This window comes from Erwinia sp. 009765445 (assembly GCF_058137865.1).
Window position 1 is genome coordinate 1 of record NZ_JBYUWC010000008.1, and the last position, 24574, is coordinate 24574.

A 24574-nucleotide genomic window follows, 5' to 3' on the forward strand; every position below is an offset into this window, starting at 1 on the left:
GCGCCGATGGTAGTGTGGGGTCTCCCCATGCGAGAGTAGGGAACTGCCAGGCATCAAATAAAACAGAAAGGCCACCCCTGCGGGTGGCCTTTTTGTTTTGTCTGTATCCAGGTGGTTACTCTCTGACAAAGTAAAAAAAGAAGCCCTCACCCCCATCCAATCGGGTAAACTACCGGCAGTTGAATTCGTTAAGGCCGTATCATGTCCAGCCAGCTCCACTCTTTAAAACCTTTCAATACTTTCAATCTTGATGCCAGCGCAGAGCAAATTGTGGTGGTGGAAACCGTCGCTGAACTGACCGCCGCCTGGCAGAACAGCCAGCAGCAGCCTGTTCTTTTGCTTGGCGAAGGAAGCAATATCCTGTTTCTGGAGGATTTTCAGGGCACGGTAATTGTTAACCACCTGAAAGGTATCAGGGTGGAAGAGAGTGAAAGCGCCTGGCATCTGCATGTTGGAGCCGGTGAAAACTGGCACAGGCTGGTGCAGTACACGCTAAAAAACGGCTTCTCTGGCCTGGAGAATCTGGCGATGATCCCTGGCTGCGTCGGTTCAGCCCCGATTCAGAACATCGGCGCTTACGGCGTTGAGCTGAAAAACGTCTGTGAATATGTCGATGTACTGGATCTTGCCAGTGGTGAAACGCAGCGTTTATCTGCAGAGCAGTGCCAGTTTGGCTATCGCGACAGCATCTTCAAACATCAGTATCAGGCAGGCTATGCCATTGTGGCTGTTGGGCTGCTGCTGAAAAAGCAGTGGCTGCCGGTAATGACCTATGGCGATCTGATCAAATTAGATCCCGCCACCGTCTCGCCGCAGCAAATTTTCGACTCCGTCTGCCAGATGCGCAGCAGTAAATTGCCCGATCCCAAAGTCACCGGAAATGCCGGGAGCTTCTTCAAAAATCCGGTAGTTAACGCCGAACTGGCGCAGTCTCTGCGGGAAAATTATCCTGATGCTCCACTCTATCCTCAGGCTGACGGTAAAGTCAAACTGGCGGCTGGCTGGTTAATCGATCGCTGCGATCTGAAAGGGTTCAGCGTGGGCGGGGCAGCCGTACATCGCCAGCAGGCGCTGGTGCTGATCAATCAGAATCAGGCCACTGGCAGCGATATCGTGGCGTTAGCGCATGAAGTGCGCCAGCGCGTGGGCAGCAAATTTAACGTCTGGCTCGAGCCTGAGGTGCGGTTTATCGGCGCCCGCGGCGAAAAGGATGCCGTCGGAGTGATTGCATGAAAGCAAATACCGTCCCCTTAACGCTGATCGGCCTTCTCGCCGATGGCGAATTTCATTCCGGCGAACAGCTTGGCGAACAGCTGGGCATGAGCCGCGCGGCTATCAACAAACATATCCAGACCCTGAAAGACTGGGGCATTGATGTGTTCACCGTCACCGGCAAGGGTTACAGCCTCCCCGCACCGATTCAGTTGCTGAATGAAGAAACTATCGTCTCCCAGCTCGATCATGGTCGCCTGGCGGTGATCCCGGTGATCGATTCCACCAACCAGTATCTGCTGGAAAGAATGGATGAGTTACAGTCCGGCGATGCCTGCGTGGCGGAATATCAGCAGGCAGGAAGAGGGCGGCGTGGCAGACAGTGGTTCTCACCATTCGGCTCTAACCTTTATCTCTCCATGTACTGGCGCCTTGAGCAGGGCCCGGTAGCCGCTATGGGCCTAAGTTTGGTGATTGGTATCGTGACTGCTGAAGTCCTGCAGGCGCTGGGTGCGAGTGATGTGCGGGTAAAATGGCCGAACGATCTCTACCTTAACGATCGCAAACTCGCCGGTATCCTGGTGGAATTGACCGGTAAAACTGGCGATGCTGCGCAAATTGTCATGGGTACGGGCATCAACCTGGCAATGAACTCGCCGGATACCGCTATCGTTAATCAGGGCTGGATCAACCTGCAGGAAGCGGGCGTTAAAATCGATCGTAACACTCTGGCAGCCAGCCTGGTCAATAAAATGCGCGAGTCTCTGGAGCTGTTCGAGCGTGAAGGCCTGGCACCATTTATCGATCGCTGGGGTGAGCTGGATAACTTTATCAACCGCCCGGTAAAACTGCTGATTGGCGACCGGGAAATCCCCGGCATTGCCCGAGGCATCGACCAGCAGGGCGGCTTATTGCTGGAACAGGACGGCATCGTTAAATCCTGGGTGGGTGGCGAAATTTCGCTGAGGCCGCAGGATAAATAACAGCACCCCGGCGGCTTTGAAGCCGGTTGCGGCATATTCACCAGGGACGCCGCCTAATCATGATAAATCTGGCTACGGCCGCCATCCATCACAATGTCCGCCGCATTTATAAACCGCGCTTCATCCGACGCCAGGAACAGGGCTGTATAAGCCACTTCTATCGGTTCACCAATACGCTTACAGGGCAGCAGATCCTGCTGGCGCTGGCGTTCAGCGTCCGGTTCCGGTCTGCTGTTAAGCCATGCTTCAGCCGCAGGAGTCAGTATCAGCCCCGGCGAAACGCTGTTGATGCGTATTCCCTGGCTGGCGTACTCCACGCCTAATGAACGGGTTAAACCAATCAGGCCATGCTTGGCCACCGGATAAGGGAAACTTCCGGGAATAATCTTGTGGCCATGCACCGAGGCAATATTAACAATATTGCCATACCGACGTGCCAGCATCCCTGGCAGCACAGCCCGGATACCATTGAGCGGCCCCTGGAGATTTACTGACAGGCAGCGCTGCCAGTCTTCTTCACTGAGGCTCAGTGGGTCGCGGAACACATTAATTCCTGCGCAGTTAATCAGAATGTCGGGCTGGCCAAGGTGGTTTTCCGTTTCACTGACACACTCGCGCAGACGAGCGGCGTCAGTCACGTCGGCTCGTAAAGCGAGACAGTGCTGACGGGTTTCCTCTGCCAGTGAGAGTGCCAGTGAATCGCACTCATCAGCATTAATATCAATCAACGCCAGTCTGGCCCCCTCCCTGGCAAACAATTGTGCAATAGCACTGCCGATACCGCTGGCGGCACCGGTGATGATGGCCGTTTTTCCTTTCAATCGTTCTGACATACATTTTCCTGTTGGTTAAGGCCTGGTTATCAGCCAGTCGGCAAACCTCATCACGGAGTCGCCACGCTGCAGAGATATTGTCGGCCAGTTACCGGTATGGGTGAGGGAGTGCAGCCCCTCTGCCGTGAGCAGCACTGTTTCTTCACTTTTTACGCCAGGCAACGTCGGATTCCATGCCAGCGCTCTGTTGATGGTCAGTTTGCCCGGTGTATCGGGGGTGACAATAAAATCCCGGCACCCATAGCCTGCCGGGCCACCCTGATGATGCGCACGCCATTCATCAGGAAAACCATAACGCGAGTAGCTTGCCTGGATATCGGCAAAGATGGTTTGCCAGTGACGTTCTGGCCGTGATGCAGCCAGCATATCCGCATGAATTTCAGCCACCGTATGCAAGCGCTGGCGGCTGTCTGCGGCAGGTTCTCCCAGATGGATCATGCGGGTAATGCTGATGTTTAACCCATGGCGCTCGGCACCCAGGGTGATCATCATTTGTTGCTGTATCTGAGCCGGGCCGGGGACAGGGTGCTTAAAGGCTGCAATACGGTCATCGGCGGCGACCAGGGTACAAACCGGGCGGATAGCCAGCGGCAGGCATTCGGCATAAATTTGCGCGTCGACCTGTTGTTCACTCATTCCCGGCCGTACGCCGCGGGCCACCTTTTCAACCAGCGTAGCGACTTCCCTGCCCAGCCTGATAAAGCGCTGGCATTCGGCAGCGTTTAAGTCTGTGCGGATGTTTGTCAGCTCCCGGCTGTTACCCAGCGGTATATCACTGCCTGTGCGTGAAAATGGCAGGCTGGCGAGAACGGTATTCAGCGTGGTAAACCACGGATAGGCGATCGTTTTCAGCGGAAATGGCAGTGGTTCCTCGGCTAAAATGCGTGACATCTCATTTTCCGGGGCAATCAGCGTAACCCCTTCTGCGGTAATTAGCAGGCTGGCCACACCGGTTTCGGCGCGGTCAACCACATAGAAGCTGGCCCCTTCTGTCAGCCACGCGACATTGTCCCGGCGGGTCAGCAGCAGGGCGTCAAGCTGCTCTTCTCGCAGACGCTGTTGGAGGTGGCGAATTTTCTCGTTCATGCCACGATCCCCTGCGATGATATGTTCTGATGGTATGACTCTTTGCCCATGATCAGATCGGCTGCACGATGCGCTACGGCCATCACCGCAGCATTGGTATTGCCACTGATAATGTTCGGCATCATTGAGGCATCCACCACCCGTAAACCCTGCACGCCGCGAACGCGTAAATCAGCATGAAGTACCGCCAGGGGATCGTGGTCATGGCCCATGCGGCAGGTTCCTACCGGGTGGTAGCCGGTTTTAACCATACGTTTGCAATGGTCAGCGATCTGCTGGTCTGAAGAAATGTCTTCTCCGGGGAAGATCTCCCTGTCGACCATTGCCTGGATTGGCTGGGAGGCAATGACTTTGCGGGCAAAACGCAGGCCTGAAATGGTGGTTGACAGGTCATCGGGATGACCAAAAATCTGCGTATCAATCCGCGGTAGTGAAAGCGGATTACGATCGCGTAAGGTGACGCGCCCCGTTGCTTTCGGGCGCAGAAGTAGTGAGTTGACGGTCACACCATTGCCGGGGTCGGTGCCCATCACATCGCGGTCAAGGTATATGGTAGGCACACAGAACATCTGGATAGTGGGCGTTGCGCTGAGATCATGCGGGTTAAAGAACGCGCAGGTTTCAACGCCGGTAGTCGTGACCGGCCCACTTTTAAACAACAAATATTGTAAACCGGCTTTGATCATTGGCCAGCCTTTATCCTGACCATAGTAGCCAAATGCTCCGTTAGTGCTGGCGACTACAGGAACTTCATAGTGATCCTGTAAGTTTCCCCCCACGCCGGGCAGAGAGTGACGCAGTGGGATATCCCAGGCGGCCAGCTCCTCCTGTGGACCGATACCAGAAAGCATCAGGATTTTCGGGGTCTGATAGGCTCCGGCGGCCAGAATTACTTCCTGCCCGGCACGGGCCTGCTTCGTCTCGCCTTTCTGTACATATGCCACCCCCACGGCCCGATCGTCTTCGAAGAGCACCTCACTGACACTGGCTTCGGTTGCGACAGTCAGCCTGCTGTCATCTTTTAGCGGCGTGATAAATGCATCAACGACGCTGCATCGTTTGCGGGTTTGCCAGTCAATAGTGTGTTGCATAAAGCCGACCCCATAGGGGTTGCCGGTGTTGAAATCCGGCGTATAAGCAATCCCCAGTGCCTGCATCGTTTTCACATAAGCGCGGCTGAGCGGGCTGAAGTGCCCCAGATGTGAGACTTTCATCGGGCCACCGACGCCGTGGAAAGGGGCACCCAGGTGATCGTTATCTTCTGTCGCCTTGAAATGAGGCAGCAGCGCGGCAAACGACCAGTCGATATCGCTGCGCTGAACGGCAGTGTTCCAGTCAGCGTAATCCTGTTCATGACCGCGCATATAGACCATGGCATTTACCGTTGAACCTCCCCCCAGCACTCTGGCCTGCGGCACAATCACCCCCCGACCGTTCAGTTGCGGCTGTGGCTCGGTCTGATGCAGGGTCAGGTAAGCATCGCTGGCGAGGAATTTCATATAACCCGCTGGCATTTTGAGTACCGGATCGTAGCGTCCACTGCCTGCTTCCAGTAACAGCACACGTGCGCCCTGTTCCCGCACCAGCCTTGAGGCGACAATACAGCCTGAGCTTCCGCCGCCAACAATAATGTAATCGTAAGTTTTCATTGAGTAGTCCATTATTCCGAAGCCATTGGGTCCAGAATCCGGGCTCGTGCTGCTGCCGGATTATTTTGTTCCCCCGGATCGAGCGGGCTGAGCAGGAAGAACCAGGAAAAGAGCGCGCTGACGAGATACAGCGAAGCGTAGACCCAGATCACCCCGGCAGTTCCAAACAGCGCATTGAGAATGCCGTACAGCGCAGGGCCAAAGAAGGTGGAGAGTCCTGCCGAGAAACAATAAATCGCCATCGCATTGCCTTTGTCTTTCGTATCGCACAGCGAGGAGAACAGCGCCGCAGCAGGAACATAGCCGCATAATGTAATGCCGTACAAGCAGGCAAAGATGACGCTAAGCGCGAAGTTACCGTGACTCCACTGCGGAACGAAGTACATCAGCAGCATGGAAACCGCCGAACCAATACCGCCAAAAAAGGTCAGCACGCGTCGCCAGCCGATCCGGTCGCTGAGCTTGCCAATCACCGGGTTAAAGCTCATGCCAACCAGCCCCATGATGGTGATCAGCGTCAGGTATTCGGTCTGAGAGAAGCCGATGCCGGTAAAAAATCCCGGCAGGAAAATGAAAAAGCCGAAATAAGGCGTGGTGTTAATGATGCGCACCACTGCGGCGGCAGCGATACGCGGACGCCGCCACAGGATATCGATACCGCCCATCAGGGTGCGTAATGTGCTCTGCTGGCGATGTGATTCATCCAGCAGAGGGACATTGCCGGTACGATCTTTCACCGCAACGAACATAATGGTTGCTCCCAGCGCCACCAGTACCAGTGACAGCCAGAAGGTGGCATATTCGCCCATCACCTTGATGGAAAAAATAGCGACCAGCGAGCCCAGCGTGGGTAAGCCTCCGGTAAACGCAAGCCAGAACCAGCCGGTTGCTGACCCTCGCATCTCTGCCGGGGCGGCGGCCTGTATCCACACCAGGAAGGCATAGGCAAACATCGGGTAGGCGACCCCCCGCAGGCCGTAAGTTAGTGCGGTTAACACCACGCTTTTATTGGGTAAAGCGAAACTGAGAAACAGGATTTCGAACACGATCCAGATAGCTGCCCCCAGCAGCATCACGCGACGCGGGCCATATAACGTCGAAAGTGAACCAGCCAGCCAGGAGCCGAGCGTCACCGTAATGCCGTAGAAGGCGATCACGGTAGCGGCAATATCAAGCGTAAAGCCATTCTGGCTCAGGTAGGGAGCCAGATAATTGGATTCAACGCCGTCGCCTATCATGAAGATCAGTACGGCGATATAGCCCCAGGCAAGATTCCCCGGAATGCCAAGCCGTTGTAAAAGTGTAGGGTGAGATGAGGTGGTCATCGCAGGTTTATCCCATATGTTGTTATGTTAGTGTTCGCGCCACCGGCGCTTTTACTGGTGTTGGGCATCCTTGAGGTACAGCAGTCGTTCTCCTGGCATCATCAGATGGAATTTCTTCCCCGGATAACGCGCCATGATGTAATCCACGAAATAGCTAGGATTGTCGCTGTTACAGCTGAAAAGATCGTAATGGCAAGGCAGCAGCAGATCGCTGCGCAGGGTATGGTGGAGATCGGCCGCATCCCGAAAGCTCATGTTGGGCAGGATGCCGCGCTGACCACGCGCGTAGTCGCCACCGTTGATCGGCAATACCACGATATCCGGCGAGAGCGACTGCATTTGCGCCAGCAGTTGCTGAGTGACCAGCGTATCTCCACTGTGCCAGAAGCGGATATTATCGGTGGTGATAAAATAGCCGAGGTAGCGATCATGACCCTCGGCATTTTTTTCATACTCGCTGTGGGCTGCGGCAATAGGTTGAATGTGAAATGCACCGACCTGGAAGGTTTCATTGGTGATGGCCGGACGCACATTCTGCGCAAAGGGATGGCTCTGCGCCAGAGGGATGGCATCGGGCGAGGGTAGCCATATCGGCAGACGCGGTACGGCCTCTGCCAGCGGGGCCAGCGTAGCCATGTCCATATGGTCATCATGGAAATGGCTGATCAGGACAGCATCACAACCTTTCAGGTCCGTTGGGGCCAGCACCGGGGGATAATTACGGACAAATTCCGTTCCCGGATTTTCCCGCTCAATGGCGTCACTCAGATAGGGATCGATAGCCAGCAGATCGCCGTGGGCATTTTTCAACACGTAACCGGCCTGACCTAGGCTCCAGATCGCCAGCATATTTTCAGGCACGCAGGTAGCTGACAGTTCTGCGGCCAGGCGCTGTGGTTCGCGAAGCGTAAAATGCATGGTTCGGTGTCCTCGTCCCGTTTACTGATACAGGCTGAACTCTAAAAGAAACAGGAAATAAGGGATCGAGTGCGGCTCACAGAACATAGTTAACAGAGTTTAGTAAACTACGATTGCGCCTTGTCAGCGTGAAACCGGGCGTTCATGCTGCTTTATTTCCTGCAGGGGAGAGGGACGGATGTTTACCAGCGGCCTTAACAATCAGCAGATACGTTACTGGAACAAACAGCTATTTATGCGTCTGTTATGGCGTCATAAGCGCCTGAGTCAGTCCAGAATGGCGCAGCTCAGCGGACTTTCTATTCCGGCTGCGGGCAAAATTCTACAGGAGTTGATGGATGAAGGACGCATCTGGCACTCTGGCCTGCGGCTCAGTAACAGAGGGCGACATAGCGGTAGTTATCAGTTACCTGAAGCCGGTGACTGGACTCTGTGTATGAACATCACCCCGACCCGGATTGAAAGTATTCTCGCCGATGCCCAACTGGTGGCGCAGGATGACTATCAACACCGGGCGATTAACGTCGCCTCGCCGGAAGCGTTGCTGACCGAGATTGAAGCGGTCTGGCAGCAGTACCGCAAATGCTGGCCATCACGCACTATTAAGCTGGCCCTGGCGGTACATGGTCAGGTCGATCCTGTTACCGGTGTTTCGCAACATATGCCGCAGGCCGCATGGAAAAAACCGGTCGAACTGAAGTTTTTGCTGGAGGAGAAGCTGGGGGTTCAGGTTCGTGTGGATAATGACTGCGTCATGCTGGCGCTCGCCGAAAAATGGCTGAGCAGCAGTCATCAGGCTGATTTTTGTGTAATCAATGTGGACTACGGCATCGGCTCTTCTTTCGTTACCAATGGCTTAATTTTTCGTGGCAGCCTGTACGGTAGTGGCCAGATAGGGCACACCGTTATCAATCCTCACGGCGCGCGCTGTAGCTGTGGCCGGCAGGGGTGTCTGGAAACGGTAGCCTCGCTGTCAGCGCTGAAGCAGCAGGCGCACCTGCGTGCGCCAGACAAGCCAGCCCCCATCACCACGCAGTTGCTACAGGCATGGCGTTCGGGAGATCGCTGGGTACAGGAGTGGGTTAATCAGGCGGCTACCGCTGTGGGGATAAGTCTCTATAACCTGCTAAATATTATCAATATTAACCAAATCTGGTTTTATGGCCGCAGTTGTGGCTTTGGTGAAACCTGGCGTGACACCGTGATCCACCAGATTGCTTTTAATCCTTTCGATCAGCAGGACAGCCTGAAGAGCAAAGCCACCAATATTCACTTTGGTCAACTGTCGCGCGCCAGCCAGATCCTGGGCATTGGCTATTTATATGTGGAAGACCACCTGCCAGCGGGCTAAATATCTGGCCGCTGATCATAGGCCGCCTGAGCCTGTTCCATCTTGCCGCTCTCCTGCTGTGCCCAGTGAATCAAAGCTTCAAAAGGCTGCCGTAACGAATGTCCCAGCGGCGTGATGGCGTATTCCACTGCTACCGGAGAAGAGGCGATAACGTGCCGTGTCACCAGGCCATTCCTTTCCAGCCGTCGCAAAGCTTCAGTCAGTGCCTTATGAGTGATCGGATCGAGCCTTTTTTTGATCGCATTAAATCGCGATGGTTTCTCGCAAATCACGGTGAGGATAAGCACCGACCACTTGTTGGCGATCTGCTCCAGCATTGGTCGCGTGGCGTTAATGTTGGCCAGTATGGCCTCGACGGAGTGGGTCATCGGGTTTCCCTGTGTATATCTTGATGATTCAACTTCAGCCAGAGAAAAAAGGGTTCCTGATGCAGAAACTGAAAGGTAAGACCGCGGTGATCACCGGCGGTAACAGTGGGATTGGCTTCGCCATTGCAGAGCGTTTTATACAAGAAGGAGCCTTTGTTTTTATCACCGGGCGACGCCAGGCCGAACTCGACAAAGTCGCCACGCAACTGGGTGAAAGCATTGAGGTTGTTCAGGGAGATGTCACCGATTCAGCCGATCTTCTGAAGCTGTTTGAAACGGTTAAAGCGCAGAAGGGCAAGATCGATATTCTGGTCACCAGTGCCGGCTATTCCGAGCATTCCGCGCTGGACAGCGTCACCCCTGAGCATTTCGATAAAATCTTCGACCTGAATGCCAGGGGAACGCTGTTTACCGTACAGGGCGCATTGCCGCTGATGGAGAAAGGGGGAGCCATTGTGCTGATCGGCTCGATTGCCGGATCGGTTGGCGTGGAAGGCTACGGCGTTTATGCAGCCTCCAAGGCTGCTACCCGCTCCCTGTCGCGCACCTGGACCAGAGAGCTGGCCGGCAAAGGCATCCGGGTTAACACACTGAGTCCTGGCCCGGTCGACACGCCGATGTTTGACGGCGCCTCGGACGAATTCAGGAAAGCGATGACCGACCTGATCCCGCTGGGGCGTCTGGGTAAACCGGAAGAGATCGCTTCTGCAGCGCTGTTCCTGGCCTCCGATGAGAGCAGCTATATCGCCGGAGCCGAGTTGTGCATTGATGGCGGCATGACTCAGGTCTGACCGTTTTAGCCCTGCCTTTATTCCTCTATAAAAAACGATGCTCAGTTCTCTGGATTGGGCCTCGTTTTGCCTCTCACCCCCTTTTCCCGCATCCTTTTTACCTGCTTTGACAGGTATAACCAATTTTACACGCTCGGGCAGGTAAACCTGTTTTTACCCGCTACAGCCGTTAAAATTGATTTTACCTGCTATAGCCGGTAAATTAACAGCAGGCTGGCTACTCCATGACCAGATGCCGGAGCGTATTAATGAAAATTACATCCCCGAGACAACTTTCGATCTATCTGAAAGACCTGAGAAAATCGCAGAAGATTAGTCAGAGCAGCGTGGCAAGCCATGTCGGGATCCGCCAGGATACTCTCTCAAAATTCGAGCTGAATCCAGACACCACCAAAATTGAAACGCTGTTTAAGATTCTTTCGGCGATGAACCTTGAGCTGCATATTGAACATAAAAATGAGCGCAACAGAGCAGAAGAATGGAAAGAGGAGTGGTAATGAAAAGCCTCTCCGTCTATATGAATGGTTATCTGACCGGTTCTCTGATTCAGCAGAATAACGGCGGGAATACCTTCGTGTATCATCCTGACTGGCTGGCCCTTGAAGGAGCGCGACCGCTCTCTCTCTCGCTACCGCTGCGCAGAGAAAAATATGAAGGCGCTGAAGTTTTTAATTTTTTCGATAATCTCCTGCCTGACAACCGCAGCATTCGTGAAAGGATCGCGGCTAAGTATCATGCGGAGTCCTTACAACCTTTTGATTTACTCTATGAAATTGGCCGGGATTGCGTAGGGGCGCTGTTGCTGTTGCCGGAAGGGGAGATCCTGCCGGAGATCAGGGTGATCAACGGGCAGCCGCTGAATGCCGCAGAGCTGAGCGCAACGTTAAAAAGTTATCAGGTAGCTCCCACTATGGGGCAACAGCCAGAAGGCGAATTTCGGATTTCCATCGCCGGAGCGCAGGAAAAAACCGCACTGCTGTATCACGAAGAGAGCTGGGCGATCCCTCTTGGGGTGACCCCCACAACCCACATCTTTAAACTGCCAATAGGTTCGTTGCAAGGTCATGATTATAAGCTGGATCTGACCGACAGCGTGGAGAATGAATGGCTGTGTATGCAGCTGGCGCAGGCGTATGGTCTGGAAGTGGCCCGCAGTGAAATGATCTTTACCGGAGAGGTGAAAGCGCTGGCAGTTGAACGATTCGACAGACGTCTGGCCAGCGATGGATCGTGGATTGTCAGGCTGCCACAGGAAGATTTTTGCCAGACCCTGGGTCTTGCTCCGAGCAAAAAATATGAAGGCGATGGCGGGCCGGGTATCGTCAGCATCATGAATATTTTGTTGGGATCCGACACTGCAAAGCAGGATCGTGAACACTTTATGCGAACCCAGGTCTTTTTCTGGTTGCTGGCCGCCAGCGATGGTCACGCCAAAAATTTTTCTCTGTTTATTTTGCCGGGCGGCGGGTACCGCCTGACCCCACTGTATGACATTCTTTCCTGCTATCCGATGGTGGGTGGCCAGGGGCTGGCAAAGCAGGATATTAAATTAGCCATGGCTCTGTCTTCTACTGAAAAGGGGAAAAAGGATGACTGGTTACGGATTTTCCCACGGCATTTTCTGGCAACGGCAAAAAACTGCGGCTTTGATGAGAAGGAAATGCAGTCGATAATGACAGAATTCTACGAAAAAACACCTGCCGTACTGGAGCAGGTTCGTGCTGCATTGCCTGAGGGTTTTCCACAGAAGATCAGTGATGCCATTCTGGGGGGCATCGGGCAGTACTACTCCCGATTAGGCCGCACAGAATAATCAGGTTGTCTGTTTCCGTCTGTTTTAAGAGATAGTTATAAGCTAAGTATTTGCCAGAAATTGCCGATAACCCTGAGAATTTCCAGTTCAGGGAGAATCAACGACCATGAGCCACATCATGCAGGAAGAGTACCCGCAGCTGCGGAGCCTGGATCCACTGGCGAATACTATTATTGATAAAACCGTCGATAACGTTACGCGAAAACTGGTTGCCGGATACCGAAATAAAAATAACTCTCAGCCCGGAGCTAAAAATCCAAAGGGCGATATCAAAGTTAAAGATACTCTGGCGGCCACATCGGCACAAAGCGTGCTGGATGTTGCCAACCGGGGAGCGGGCTGGAAAGAGTTGATTGTGAAAACCTTCAGCCATGGCCTTTCCTCTCTTGCCACCATGAAATTCGACGGTGAATTTACGGTCAAAAATGGTGTGGCAGTGGGGTTAAGTGACGTTCCTGACTCGCCGGGTGTTTATGTCGTTTTCAATAAAGACGGTCAGGCCCAATACATTGGGGATGCCGGGAAAATAAAAACCCGCTGGCTGGCGGGGCACCTCAATGAGCATAAACAAGGTGAGCGGAAAGGAGAGCCTTATAAGCTGGCCACTGAGTTTGAGGAAGGTTGCACGGTAAAATTTATCAGCCTGGACTCGGTGGAAACCGCTGCAGCAGTGGAAGCTCATATTTTGAAAACTGAGCTTCCACCGGTCAACAGCCGGGAGGAACTCAAATATGAACAGGGCAAAAGATCGAATATTGAAGCCCAAAAAATGAAAGACGCCCTGAAGAGTGCCGGGACACTGGCAGCCGGCGCGGCTAAAGAAGCTGCGTACAATGTTGGCTGGGACGTTTTTGAGCGGCTGACCACCACGATGATCAAAGCATTAAAAGATGAAATGGTGGATCTGTTTATCACCTGTAAGGCACAGCTTAAAATCAGGCTTAAGCGCTTTTTCAACAAAGTCTGGCAGATTATCAGACAATTGATTGAAGCCCCGCTGTCATTGCTGAAGGGGATATTTGAGTTTGTACTGAATGCATTAAGTCAGACCATCGGTAAAATTTATCAGCTGGCGAAAAATATCTATGAATTAGGGCTGTCGGCCGTTGCCCTGATAAGAGGATCGGAAAGCCTGTCCCGCCAGGAGATGACGGATAAAATCTCCGAAGTCATTATCACCAGCGGAGCGCTTATCTTCTGGGATGCTTTGGAGCCTTTTATCGAGTCCGGGCTGACAGGATTATTTGCACCTCTTGCGCCATTCGCACCTTATATCTCCGCCACGGTTTGCGCTGTCGGGTTTGGCGTCACCAGCTATTATCTCTCCGCCATTGTTCCGGGCATAGTTTCCCTTATCGTTAACAGCGAACCTCGCTTTGCCGCTGCCGGGCGGGAGGCTTATACGGAGTTGGTCAATAATTTTGAAGCCAATGAGAAACTGGTTACGGAGCTGAACGATTACGTCAGAACGTCGTCCGGGCTTATTGTCGAAATGGAAAGCATGACGCAGGAGTTGAACAATAATGTCATAAAACTGACCCGCTTTTCACTGGCTGATGAAATCGCCGTTTTAAAAGGAAACTAGTGTGACTTCTTCTGTGCCAGCACTCACAAGAGACGATCGCCAATCTGTTGCCCAATTTCGGGAAAATATCACCTCGTTACTCACCCAGCTAAAAACGGAGTTAGAGCAAAGTAAAAGGATCAAAGACGAAGCCCAGGCGTTTAATGAACGGGGATTTATCAGCCGCTGGACAGGAGCACTGACCACTCAGAATGATAAGGATCTGGCCCAGATGATTGCCGGTTTAGGCGGCAGTCTGCGGATCACTCAGGAAGTCGTGCAGTGCTTACTGCAGATTCAGTCGCAGAAAAATCAGGCGCTGAAAGGTTTCCACGGCGCGCTGGTGGATAAAATCGAAGAGCTGAGTTCGAATGACACCGTCCTCGATTTGAACATTCGGGGTAACCTTTCCCTGATCCTTGGTCACCTTAAGGAGCAGGTAGAGGAAAAGCTTGAACAAGCTGAGCGGGTGGAACAGCAAGCTCTGCAACTGGAAGAACAGGCTGAAAATCTGGAACGTCTTGGCGACCGGATTTCTGCTGAGAAAAGAGATCGTTCCCGGCTTGCAGAACAACAGGCCGACCTTGAAGAGTTCACTGAACGGCTCGGGGAAAAAAACAGGCTGGTAGAGGAAGAGGTTGCCGCTTTACGTCTGCAGGTCAGCCATCTTGAACAGGCGGCAAAGAGTGGCCAGCAGCAGCAGGAAGCTCTGCGTAATGCACTGGAAGAGAACGAGGAAAAGATGAATCTCTCTCTGCAGTTACAGGAAGATAAAAATGCATTCCTGTCCCGGACGATGCGGAAAAACCGCATCGATTTTCGCGATGCTCTGCTTTTTCTGACCAGTGTGGCCGTGGTGGCACTGCTGTGGATACAGTTCGGGAAATAATTCCGTGCGCTTATAGCCCACTAAAGCCAGCTGACGCTGGCTTTAGTGAGTTGGGCTTACTGCAGATCGAAACGATCCAGATCCATCACCTTGCTCCATGCTGCCACAAAGTCAGTGACAAATTTCTCTTTCGCATCGCTGCTGGCGTAAACCTCCGCCACGGAACGCAATATCGCATTGGAACCGAATACCAGGTCAGCACGGGTTGCGGTGAACTTCACCTCACCGCTCAGGCGGTCACGCCCTTCAAACAGCTCGGCAGTGCCGTCAGTAGCTTTCCACTCGGTGCCCATGTCCAGCAGGTTAACGAAGAAGTCATTGCTGAGTGCATCAGTGCGCTGGGTGAAGACACCGTGCTGGCTGCCGTCGAAGTTCGTGTCGAGCACTCGCAGGCCACCTACCAGTGCCGTCAGCTCTGGCACCGTCAGCGTAAGCTGCTGCGCCTTGTCGATCAGCAGTTCTTCCGTAGAAGCACCATTGCGCACGCGGCGATAGTTGCGGAAACCATCTGCCGCCGGGTTAAGCAGCTCAAAGGCTTCAACATCGGTCTGATCCTGACGGGCATCCACTCGTCCGGTCGTGAAAGGCACGCGGATATTCACGCCTGCAGCCTGAGCAGCCTTCTCAACACCGACCACGCCAGCCAGCACAATAACGTCAGCCAGCGAGGCTTTGCCGGAAGCCTGCTGGATGCTCTCCAGCACGGACAGGGCATGAGACAGACTGGCGTTCACCGGCCAGTCACGCTGTGGAGCAAGCGCCAGACGGGCACCATTCGCACCACCACGCTTATCGCCACCGCGGAAAGTAGAGGCAGAAGCCCAGGCCACTGAAACCAGTTCGCTGACCGACAGGCCAGACTGTGCGATTTCCGCCTTCAGGTTTTCAATCTCTGAGGCCCCAGGCTGATGGATAGCCTGCGGCAGCGGATCCTGCCACAGCAGCGCTTCTTTAGGCACTTCCGGGCCGATATAGCGGGCTAACGGTCCCATGTCCCTGTGCGTCAGCTTGTACCAGGCACGGGCGAAGGCTTCGTTAAAGGCCTGCGGATCGTTAAGGAAGCGGCGTGAAATCTTCTCGAATTCCGGATCGAAACGCAGCGTCAGGTCGGTCACCAGCATGGTGGGCTTACGCTTCCTGGTGGTATCGAACGGGTCCGGAATGATCTCCGGCGCGTCCGAGGCTTCAAACTGAATGGCGCCAGCCGGGCTTCGGGTCTGGGTCCATTCATATTTGAACAGGTTCTCGAAGAAGTAGTTACTCCACTGGGTCGGCGTCTGCGTCCAGGCCACTTCCAGACCGGAGGTGATGGCATCTGCCCCTGCGCCGCTGCCATGGGTGCTTGCCCAGCCAAGGCCCTGTGCTTCAATTGGCGCGGTTTCCGGATCGACGCCGACATGGCTGGCAGGAGCCGCGCCGTGGGTTTTCCCCAGAGTGTGGCCACCGGCAATCAGAGCCACAATCTCTTCATCGTCCATCCCCATATTGCCGAAGGTGGCGCGGATCGCCGGGGCCGCTGAGGCAGGATCGCCGCTGTGGTCTGGCCCTTCCGGGTTGACATAGATCAGGCCCATTTCGGTAGCGCCCAGCGGTGAATGTGCCAGCGACTCAGGATGACGGTGCTCAAGCCACTTTTTCTCATTGCCCCAGTCCACGTCCATATCCGGTTCCCAGACGTCCTCACGTCCGGCACCGAAGCCAAAGGTGCGGAATCCGGCGTTCTCCAGAGCAACATTACCCGCCAGGATAATCAGGTCGGCCCAGGAAATTTTCTGACCATACTTCTGTTTCACCGGCCACAGCAGGCGGCGAGCTTTATCCAGGCTGACGTTATCAGGCCAGGAGTTTAATGGCGCAAAGCGCTGCTGACCGCGTCCCGATCCGCCACGGCCATCGGCAGCGCGATAGGTGCCAGCACTGTGCCATGCCATACGAATGAACAAACCGATATAGCTGCCCCAGTCGGCAGGCCACCACGGTTTAGAGTCGGTGAGAACCGTTTTAAGGTCGCCTTTCAGAGCGTAATAATCTAACTTGCTGAATTCTTTACGGTAGTTAAAATCAGGAGAGAGAGGGTTAGAACGGTTCGAATGCTGGTTTAAAAGGTCAACGCGCAGCTGATTTGGCCACCAGTCACGGCTGGTCGTGCCCCCACCGGCATGCTGATCCTGCTTGCCCTGATGGAAGGGGCAATTTCCGGCAACTAAGGTATCGTGTGAATCGGTTGGTGTGCTCATTGCTTGACTCCGTTTTCTGAGGTGCTGATTTTTTATTACGATAGTCGCCTTTCATGATAAGTCCTATCTGTAAAGACCTACGGATTTAATAGTCATTACCTTTCATTAAGGCACGAAAATATTTCCTGACGGGCGCACTATGGCTCACGGAGTAAAGATTAGGGCAAGGTGAAAGGCCTTGCTTTGATAGGGATATAGTACAGGAGAGATTTTTTGATAAAAAAAGAAGCTCCGGGCGGAGCTTCTTTACGACGGGTGGGAAAAATGCCCGTGAACAGGCGCTGATTAGCGCATGGTCACAAATTCTTCCGAACCGGTTGGATGGATAGCAACGGTGTTATCGAAGTCTTTCTTGGTTGCGCCCATTTTCAGCGCCACGGCGAAGCCCTGCAGCATTTCGTCCATGCCGTAGCCGATGCCGTGAATACCGACGATCTTCTCTTCTTTACCAACGCAGACCAGCTTCATGCGGCATGGCTGCCGGTGCTGAGTGACGGCGGTATACATGGCGGTGAAGGCGGATTTATATACTTTCACTTCGTCATCGCCGTACTTCTCACGCGCTTCCGGCTCGCTCAGGCCCACGGTGCCGATTGGCGGGTGGCTGAACACCACGGTCGGCACGTTGCTGTAATCCAGATGCTCTTCCGGCTTATTGTTAAACAGGCGCTCAGACAGACGGCGACCCGCTGCAACAGCCACCGGAGTCAGCTCAACAGCCCCGGTGTTATCACCGACCGCATAGATGCCGGAAACATTGGTGTTCTGGTATTTATCGACGCTGATATAGCCCTTTTCGTTCAGCTTCACGCCGGTAACGTCCAGGTTCAGGTTGTCGGTCATTGGTTCGCGCCCAATTGCCCACACCAGACAATCCACGGTCTGCTCTTTGCTGTTTTCCAGCTGCAGAGTCAGGCTGCCGTCCGCATTTTTGATCACCGCTTTCGGGATGGATTCAGTGTGCAGCGTCGGTCCTTCGGCATTCATCACTTCAACCAGCGTTTCCACGATCAGCGGATCGAAAGTACGCAGCGGCGCATGTTTACGCACGAACAGATGCGTTTCAGAGCCCAGTGCGTTGACCACGCCAGCAATTTCAACGGCAATGTAACCCGCACCGACAACGGCAGTGCGTTTTGGCAGGGCATCCAGCTCAAAGAAGCCGTCAGAATCGATACCGTATTCCGCGCCAGGCACGGACGGATGGGTTGGACGGCCACCGGTAGCAATCAGGATATGGTCAGCGGTAATTTTCTCACCGTTCACTTCCACAGTGTGGGCGTCCACAAAGCGGGCGTAGCCTTTGATCACGTCAACTTTGTTTTTACCCAGGACGTTATCGTAAGAGGTATGGATGCGATCGATATAAGCGCTGCGGTTTTTAACCAGCGTAGCCCAATCGAAGCTGTTCACCATCGTGTTGAAGCCATAGTCAGGACCGTACTGGTGGATCGCTTCGGCGATCTGCGCTGCATGCCACATCACTTTTTTCGGCACACATCCGACGTTCACGCAGGTGCCGCCCAGATCTTTTGCTTCGATCAGCGCGCATTTTTGTCCGTACATGGCCGCGCGGTTAATTGAGGCAATGCCGCCGCTGCCGCCACCGATGGCGAGGTAGTCATAATGTCTGGTCATCGAGAGGGTTCCATAAGTCAGTGAAGTTAATTGGCATAGAGTGTAACGCCACTCGACCGAATGCCGCAAAGTTTGCGTCTATGATTGTGATAGGGCAGGCACGCCGAAATCGGTAATAATTAGGATTTACTGCGACTGCGATCGCTGTTTTCGCTTATCAACTGGCAGAGAGAGGCCGGATGGAACTGCTATTTTTAGGAACCGGCGGGGGAACGCCCAGCCGCCTGCGTAATGTCACCAGTATCGCATTGAATTTGCAGGGAGCGCGCAGTTGTTGCTGGCTGTTTGACTGCGGTGAGGGCACCCAGCATCAGATGCTGCGTAGCCCGGTAAAGATCGCCAGGCTGGAGAAAATTTTTATCACCCACCTGCATGGCGATCACGTATTTGGCCTGCCAGGTTTGCTGACCAGCCGCTCGATGAACGGCATCAAAGATCCCATCACGCTGTATGGGCCAAAGGGGATTAAGACCTTTGTGGAAACTGCGCTCAGCCTGAGTGGTTCGTGGCTGACTTTCCCGCTGGAGATTGTCGAAATCACTGCCGGAGAAGTCTTTGACGATGAGCATTTTCGCGTGACGGCTTACCCGCTGACGCACCCTGTTGAATGTTATGGCTACCGGATAGAAGAACAGGATAAGCCGGGAACGCTGGATGCTGAAAGCCTGCTGGCCGACGGGATCAAGCCGGGCCATCTGTTCCAGCAGCTCAAGCTGGGGAAAACGGTGACGATGGAAGATGGTCAGGTTGTCGATGGCCGTCACTACCTCGGCCCGTCGGTGCCAGGGCTGACGCTGGCTATATTTGGCGATACCAGCCCGACGCCTGCCGCGCTTGAGCTGGCTGCCGGTGCGGATGTGATGGTGCATGAGGCCACGCTGGAAGTGGCTCTGGAAGAAAAGGCCAATGGCCGGGGACACTCTTCAACCGTGCAGGCAGCCACGGTGGCGAAACAGGCGGGGGCGAAAAAGCTGATAGTGACGCATCTCAGCTCGCGTTATCTTCGGGAAGATACGGAACGTTTAGTGGCGGAGTGCCGGGCAATCTTCCCGGAAACCGAGATGGCGCATGACTTTTCGGTATTTCGTTTCTGACCAGTGAGGGCAGCGTGGGACGAATTTCTTCGTCCCACGCTTTCAGTTCTTACTCAGGCACAATCCAGCTGACTTTGGTGTGGCCGGTTCCGGCGGGTACCAGATGTTTGTGCAGCCACGGCAGCACGTTGTTCATCTGCTGCTCCAGTTTCCACGGAGGGTTGATCACCACCATGCCGGAAGCGGTCATCCCTCGCTGATCGCTGTCCGGGCGCACCGCCAGTTCAATCTGCAGAATACGGCGGATGCCGGTCGCTTCCAGCTCGGAGAACATACGCTTGATTTGCTGACGCAGCACCACCGGATACCACAGCGCATAAACGCCGGTACCAAAGCGCTTGTAACCTTCCTGAATCCCTTTCACCACCGCCTGATAGTCGGTTTTGATTTCATATGGTGGGTCGATAAGGATCAGGCCACGACGGGAAGGAGGCGGCAGTTTGGACTTCAGCTGCTGGTAACCATCGGCGCGTTCAGTGCGGGCACGTTCATCTTTCTGGAACTCATTACGCAGCAGCGGATAGTCGCTCGGATGCAGCTCGGTCAGGCTGAGTTTGTCATCAGCGCGCAGCAGGTGACGGGCGATCAGCGGTGAACCCGGGTAGTAGCGCAGCTTGCCGTTCGGGTTCAGCGCCTTAATGCAGGAAATATAGCTGGCCAACTCTTCTGGCAAATCGTCCTGCTGCCAGATGCGGGCAATCCCTTCCAGATACTCACCCGTGCGTTCGGCGTGCTCGCCGCTCAGCTGATAGCGCCCGGCACCGGCATGGGTGTCGAGGTACAGGAAAGGCTTCTCTTTCTCGTTAAGCGCATCGATGATCAGGCTCTGAACGGTGTGTTTGAGAACGTCGGCGTGGTTGCCGGCATGAAAACTGTGGCGATAACTCAGCATGTCGTGGGATCTTTCCGGTGTTAAAGCGATTGTACCGCCTGAGCGGCACAGGTTGCGGACAGTATAACCGTCCGCAGGGGAAATTGCTCTGTTATCCTGGCTGGTGCTGCCAGACCGGATAGGTGAAAAACAGCAAATGAAGCATATTAAAGCCGAAATGTACCAGCGTGGAGACCCAGATCCGCCCGCTCCACAGCCACGCCAGGCCGTAGATCACACCGGTCAGGGCTGCGAAGAACACCAGCAGCGGCCCGCCAGCAGAATGCGCCAGACCGAATACCGCCGCCGCAATTACCAGTCCCCAGGTATTTCCCGCCAGCTGGCTCAGCCGCTGCTGGATATAGCCGCGAAACAGCGCCTCTTCCGCCAGTGAAACAAAGAACAGGTTAGCCAGCATAAACGAACCCAGCCACTCGGGCTGATGCAGCTCAACGCGCAGTCCGCCAGCCAGCGTGGCAACCAGCAGCAGGATCGGCATCGCCAGCAGCAACACCAGCCACCACAGCTTATTGGCTGGCGGTTCGGCAGGGCGCTTCAGCAACGTAGGCATGCAGCCCAGTAGCACGAACGGGATCAGCGACTTATCGAAGTTGTACCAGAAAGAGAAAGGCGCGCTCTCCGGCCCGGCCTGCACGCCGGAAACAATCAGCTGATTGTTAAAGCCCGGGATCAGATGCAGCATCAGCGCGGCCGCACTGGCCACCAGAAGGATTTCTCCCGGCAGGGCAAACGCGGACTGATCTTTCTGCCTGCCACAGTAAATGGCGACCACCGCCATCAGTGCCAGAGCAATAATCCCCAGCGGTTGCAGAGTGTGGTTAACAACTGCGAACACCACCGAAATCGCCAGCAGGCCCAGTGAGGCCCGCAGATGAAAAGGTAATAAGAATAACGATGCGGCTAAAAGATACCACATGGTAGGACGCTCCCTGTTTTATGACCAAAAGTACCAGCAAGCTGGCGGCAAAAGTATGCTACCAGCCCGCTTTACAGGCAAATAGATTAGTGCGGCAGGCGGCTGTCTCTGCCCCGCCTTGATTTTCACTACACTTAGCCTCATGTTAGCTTAATCGCGTGTTAAACCGCGCTTCAAACATATCATGAACAAGGACTGCGCTATGACCAATCCGCTACTCACATCTTTCACGCTTCCTCCTTTCTCCGCTATCAAACCAGAGCACGTTGTGCCAGCTGTGACTCAGGCTCTGAATGATTGCCGTGCGGCGGTGGAAAAAGCCGTGGCCCAGGGCACGCCTTACACGTGGGAGAATCTGGTTCAGCCGCTGGCGGAAGTGGACGATCGTCTGGGGCGTCTGTTCTCCCCGGTCAGCCACCTGAATTCGGTGAAAAACAGCCCGGAGCTGCGTGAAGCCTATGAGCAGACGCTGCCGCTGCTGTCCGAGTACAGCACCTGGGTTGGTCAGCATGAAGGTCTGTATCAGGCTTATCGCAACCTGAAAGAGCACAGCTACGAAGGGCTTAGTGCCCCACAGAAGAAAGCGGTCGATAACTCGCTGCGTGACTTCGAACTGTCCGGTATTGGCCTGTCGAAAGAGAAGCAGAAGCGCTACGGTGAGATTGCCGCACGCCTGTCCGAACTGGGTTCGAAATACAGCAACAACGTGCTCGACGCCACCATGGGCTGGAGCAAGCTGATTACTGAAGAGAGTGAACTGTCCGGAATGTCGGAAAGTGCGCTGGGCGCGGCTAAAGCTCAGGCTGAAGCGAAAGAACAGCAGGGCTGGCTGCTGACGCTGGATATCCCAAGCTATCTGCCGGTGATGACCTACTGCGACAACCAGGCCCTGCGCGAAGAGTTGTATCGTGCCTATTCAACCCGCGCTTCCGATCAGGGACCGAATGCCGGTAAGTGGGACAACAGCGAAGTGATGGCTGAAGAGCTGGCGCTGCGTCATGAGCTGGCTCAACTGCTGGGCTTCGACTCTTACGCGGATAAATCACTGGCGACCAAAATGGCCGAGAATCCGGCTCAGGTCACTGACTTCCTGACCGACCTGGCGAAACGCGCTCGTCCCCAGGCTGAGGAAGAGCTGGAGCAGCTGCGTGCCTTCGCGAAGAAAGAGCACGGCATTGACGAGCTGAATCCGTGGGATCTGACTTATTACGGCGAAAAACAGAAGCAGCATCTGTATGCCATCAGCGACGAACAGCTGCGTCCTTACTTCCCGGAAGAGCGTGCGGTTAGCGGCCTGTTTGAAGTGGTGAAACGCATTTATGGTATCACCGCAAAAGAGCGTAAAGATGTGGATGTTTACCATCCTGACGTCCGCTTCTTTGACCTGTTCGACGAGAGCGGCGAACTGCGCGGCAGCTTCTACCTGGATCTGTACGCACGTGAGCACAAGCGTGGCGGAGCCTGGATGGATGACTGCGTGGGCCAGATGCGTAAAGCCGATGGAACGCTGCAGAAGCCGGTTGCTTACCTGACCTGTAACTTCAACCGTCCGCTGGCGGGCAAACCTGCACTGTTCACCCACGACGAGGTGACTACGCTGTTCCATGAATTCGGCCACGGCCTGCATCATATGCTGACCCGCATCGAAACTCCGGGCGTATCCGGCATCAGCGGTGTGCCATGGGATGCGGTCGAACTGCCGAGCCAGTTTATGGAAAACTGGTGCTGGGAGCCGGAAGCGCTGGCGTTTATCTCCGGCCATTATGAAACCGGTGAGCCGCTGCCGCAGGAGCTGCTGGATAGAATGCTGGCGGCGAAAAACTACCAGGCGGCGCTGTTTATCCTGCGTCAGCTGGAGTTCGGCCTGTTCGACTTCCGCCTGCACGCCGAGTTTGACCCGGCGAAAGGTGCGCAGATCCTTGAGATGCTGAAAGAGATTAAAAAGCTGGTGGCCGTGGTGCCAAGCCCGTCATGGGGCCGCTTCCCACACGCCTTCAGCCATATCTTTGCCGGTGGCTACGCGGCGGGTTACTACAGCTATCTGTGGGCTGACGTGCTGGCAGCTGATGCTTATTCTCGTTTCGAAGAAGAAGGGATCTTCAACCGTGAAACCGGCCAGTCTTTCCTGGATAACATCCTGACCCGTGGCGGTTCGGAAGAGCCAATGGCGCTGTTCAAACGCTTTCGCGGCCGTGAACCACAGCTGGACGCCATGCTGGATCATTATGGAATTCAGGAACAGGCGTAGTGAAGATTGCTTTAATTGATGAATCGGGCGCCGGATACGGCGCCTTATCTGTTTTGGCCGCACGCTGGCAGCTGGAGCACGATGACGGGGCGATAATGGCGTTAGTGATGACGCCAACCCATCTGGAGCTGCGCAAGCGGGATGAGCCGAAGCTGGGCGGCATCTTTGTCGATTTTGTTGAGGGTACCATGGCTCACCGTCGTCGATTCGGCGGCGGCAGGGGAGAAGCGGTGGCAAAAGCGGTGGGCGTCAAGGGCAGCTATCTGCCGGCGGTGGTTGATGCTACGGCAGGGCTGGGACGGGATGCGTTTGTGCTCGCCTCACTGGGCTGCCGGGTGCAGATGCTGGAGCGTCATCCGGTGGTGGCGGCTCTGCTCGACGATGGCCTGCAGCGCGGTTATCAGAGTGCGGAAATTGGCGGCTGGCTGCGCGAGCGGCTGACGCTGATCCACGCTTCCAGCCTGGCGGCACTGAGTGAAATCAGCGAAAAGCCGGACGTGGTGTATCTCGATCCAATGTATCCCCACAAGCAGAAGAGCGCGCTGGTGAAGAAGGAGATGCGGGTATTCCAGACGCTGGTGGGCGCGGATGATGATGCGGACGGTTTGCTGGCACCGGCACGCAGACTGGCGAAGAAACGGGTGGTGGTGAAGCGTCCGGACTACGCACCGCCGCTGGCCGGTGTGGCAACGCAGTCTGCGGTGGTGACCAAAAGCCACCGTTTTGATATCTACCCGCCGCTGGTGGGTGAATGAATCCTGTTTCTT

Annotated in this window: 21 protein-coding genes; 11 read left to right on the top strand and 10 right to left on the bottom strand. The window is 54.8% G+C overall.

The genetic code is table 11. From position 1 onward, the window contains the following. The first annotated feature begins 201 nt into the window (after positions 1–201). On the top strand, positions 202–1233 hold the full coding sequence (gene murB, locus AC3Y5R_RS10150) for a UDP-N-acetylmuramate dehydrogenase (RefSeq protein ID WP_489921237.1): 1032 nt from the start codon (positions 202–204) through the stop codon (positions 1231–1233). Further along, positions 1230–2195 carry a bifunctional biotin--[acetyl-CoA-carboxylase] ligase/biotin operon repressor BirA gene (gene birA / locus AC3Y5R_RS10155; protein ID WP_489921238.1) on the top strand — a complete coding sequence of 322 codons (966 nt, stop codon included), beginning with the start codon at positions 1230–1232 and terminating at the stop codon, positions 2193–2195. Before murB ends, birA begins: the two co-directional genes overlap by 4 nt. Positions 2196–2248: 53 nt before the next feature. Here the strand turns inward: birA and AC3Y5R_RS10160 are convergent, their stop codons facing one another. Genes AC3Y5R_RS10160 through AC3Y5R_RS10180 form a run of 5 tightly spaced genes read right to left on the bottom strand, consistent with a single transcriptional unit; the run spans position 2249 to position 8006 of the window. Then, positions 2249–3028 carry an SDR family oxidoreductase gene (locus tag AC3Y5R_RS10160; RefSeq protein WP_489921239.1) on the bottom strand — a complete coding sequence of 260 codons (780 nt, stop codon included), beginning with the start codon at positions 3026–3028 and terminating at the stop codon, positions 2249–2251. Positions 3029–3043: 15 nt separating this feature from the next. Next, positions 3044–4114, bottom strand: coding sequence for a M24 family metallopeptidase (locus tag AC3Y5R_RS10165; RefSeq protein WP_489921240.1), 1071 nt, complete (start codon positions 4112–4114; stop codon positions 3044–3046). Beyond that, positions 4111–5763, bottom strand: coding sequence for a GMC family oxidoreductase (locus AC3Y5R_RS10170; RefSeq protein ID WP_489921241.1), 1653 nt, complete (start codon positions 5761–5763; stop codon positions 4111–4113). Before AC3Y5R_RS10170 ends, AC3Y5R_RS10165 begins: the two co-directional genes overlap by 4 nt. Positions 5764–5774: 11 nt before the next feature. Further along, positions 5775–7088, bottom strand: coding sequence for an MFS transporter (locus AC3Y5R_RS10175; RefSeq protein ID WP_489921242.1), 1314 nt, complete (start codon positions 7086–7088; stop codon positions 5775–5777). Between the two features lie 51 nt (positions 7089–7139). Further along, on the bottom strand, positions 7140–8006 hold the full coding sequence (locus AC3Y5R_RS10180) for an MBL fold metallo-hydrolase (RefSeq protein WP_158782733.1): 867 nt from the start codon (positions 8004–8006) through the stop codon (positions 7140–7142). Between the two features lie 178 nt (positions 8007–8184). On the opposite strand from AC3Y5R_RS10180, the gene AC3Y5R_RS10185 reads away from it, so the two are divergent. After that, positions 8185–9357: an ROK family transcriptional regulator gene (locus AC3Y5R_RS10185; protein ID WP_489921243.1), complete on the top strand. Its 1173-nt coding sequence runs from the start codon at positions 8185–8187 to the stop codon at positions 9355–9357. On the opposite strand, the gene AC3Y5R_RS10190 is transcribed toward AC3Y5R_RS10185, so the two are convergent. Beyond that, the gene (locus tag AC3Y5R_RS10190; protein ID WP_489921244.1) at positions 9354–9725 is read right to left on the bottom strand and encodes a winged helix-turn-helix transcriptional regulator; all 372 of its coding nucleotides are present in this window, start codon (positions 9723–9725) and stop codon (positions 9354–9356) included. The genes AC3Y5R_RS10185 and AC3Y5R_RS10190 overlap by 4 nt on opposite strands. Positions 9726–9784: 59 nt before the next feature. Here AC3Y5R_RS10190 and AC3Y5R_RS10195 point away from each other — a divergent pair, with 59 nt between their 5' ends. The 5 genes from AC3Y5R_RS10195 (at position 9785) to AC3Y5R_RS10215 (ending at position 14782) form a co-directional block, all read left to right on the top strand. Then, complete coding sequence (locus tag AC3Y5R_RS10195) at positions 9785–10516, top strand: SDR family NAD(P)-dependent oxidoreductase (protein WP_489921245.1); 732 nt, start codon at positions 9785–9787, stop codon at positions 10514–10516. A gap of 248 nt (positions 10517–10764) precedes the next feature. After that, a complete protein-coding gene (locus AC3Y5R_RS10200) occupies positions 10765–11013 on the top strand; it encodes a helix-turn-helix domain-containing protein (RefSeq protein WP_489921246.1) in 249 nt (82 codons plus the stop codon). Next, positions 11013–12329, top strand: coding sequence for a type II toxin-antitoxin system HipA family toxin (locus AC3Y5R_RS10205; RefSeq protein ID WP_489921247.1), 1317 nt, complete (start codon positions 11013–11015; stop codon positions 12327–12329). Before AC3Y5R_RS10200 ends, AC3Y5R_RS10205 begins: the two co-directional genes overlap by 1 nt. A gap of 106 nt (positions 12330–12435) precedes the next feature. Continuing rightward, positions 12436–13914, top strand: a complete 1479-nt coding sequence (locus AC3Y5R_RS10210; RefSeq protein ID WP_489921248.1) for a GIY-YIG nuclease family protein — start codon at positions 12436–12438, stop codon at positions 13912–13914. A 1-nt stretch (position 13915) separates the two neighbouring features. Further along, positions 13916–14782 carry a hypothetical protein gene (locus AC3Y5R_RS10215; RefSeq protein WP_489921249.1) on the top strand — a complete coding sequence of 289 codons (867 nt, stop codon included), beginning with the start codon at positions 13916–13918 and terminating at the stop codon, positions 14780–14782. A 56-nt stretch (positions 14783–14838) separates the two neighbouring features. On the opposite strand, the gene katG is transcribed toward AC3Y5R_RS10215, so the two are convergent. Both katG and gorA read right to left on the bottom strand, forming a co-directional pair. After that, positions 14839–17019, bottom strand: a complete 2181-nt coding sequence (gene katG / locus AC3Y5R_RS10220) for a catalase/peroxidase HPI (RefSeq protein ID WP_489921250.1) — start codon at positions 17017–17019, stop codon at positions 14839–14841. A 285-nt stretch (positions 17020–17304) separates the two neighbouring features. Continuing rightward, entirely contained in the window at positions 17305–18657 is a 1353-nt protein-coding gene (gene gorA, locus AC3Y5R_RS10225) for a glutathione-disulfide reductase (RefSeq protein ID WP_489921251.1), read from the bottom strand. A 179-nt stretch (positions 18658–18836) separates the two neighbouring features. Here gorA and rnz point away from each other — a divergent pair, with 179 nt between their 5' ends. Then, the gene (rnz, locus tag AC3Y5R_RS10230) at positions 18837–19751 is read left to right on the top strand and encodes a ribonuclease Z (RefSeq protein ID WP_158782723.1); all 915 of its coding nucleotides are present in this window, start codon (positions 18837–18839) and stop codon (positions 19749–19751) included. 49 nt (positions 19752–19800) lie between these two features. Here the strand turns inward: rnz and AC3Y5R_RS10235 are convergent, their stop codons facing one another. Further along, positions 19801–20643 carry a 23S rRNA (adenine(2030)-N(6))-methyltransferase RlmJ gene (locus AC3Y5R_RS10235; protein WP_489921252.1) on the bottom strand — a complete coding sequence of 281 codons (843 nt, stop codon included), beginning with the start codon at positions 20641–20643 and terminating at the stop codon, positions 19801–19803. Between the two features lie 91 nt (positions 20644–20734). Further along, a complete protein-coding gene (locus AC3Y5R_RS10240) occupies positions 20735–21559 on the bottom strand; it encodes a CPBP family intramembrane glutamic endopeptidase (protein WP_489921253.1) in 825 nt (274 codons plus the stop codon). Between the two features lie 202 nt (positions 21560–21761). Between AC3Y5R_RS10240 and prlC the strand changes: the two genes are divergently transcribed. Both prlC and rsmJ read left to right on the top strand, forming a co-directional pair. Continuing rightward, a complete protein-coding gene (gene prlC / locus AC3Y5R_RS10245) occupies positions 21762–23807 on the top strand; it encodes an oligopeptidase A (protein ID WP_489921254.1) in 2046 nt (681 codons plus the stop codon). Beyond that, entirely contained in the window at positions 23807–24562 is a 756-nt protein-coding gene (rsmJ, locus tag AC3Y5R_RS10250) for a 16S rRNA (guanine(1516)-N(2))-methyltransferase RsmJ (RefSeq protein WP_489921255.1), read from the top strand. Before prlC ends, rsmJ begins: the two co-directional genes overlap by 1 nt. The last annotated feature ends 12 nt before the right edge of the window (positions 24563–24574 follow it).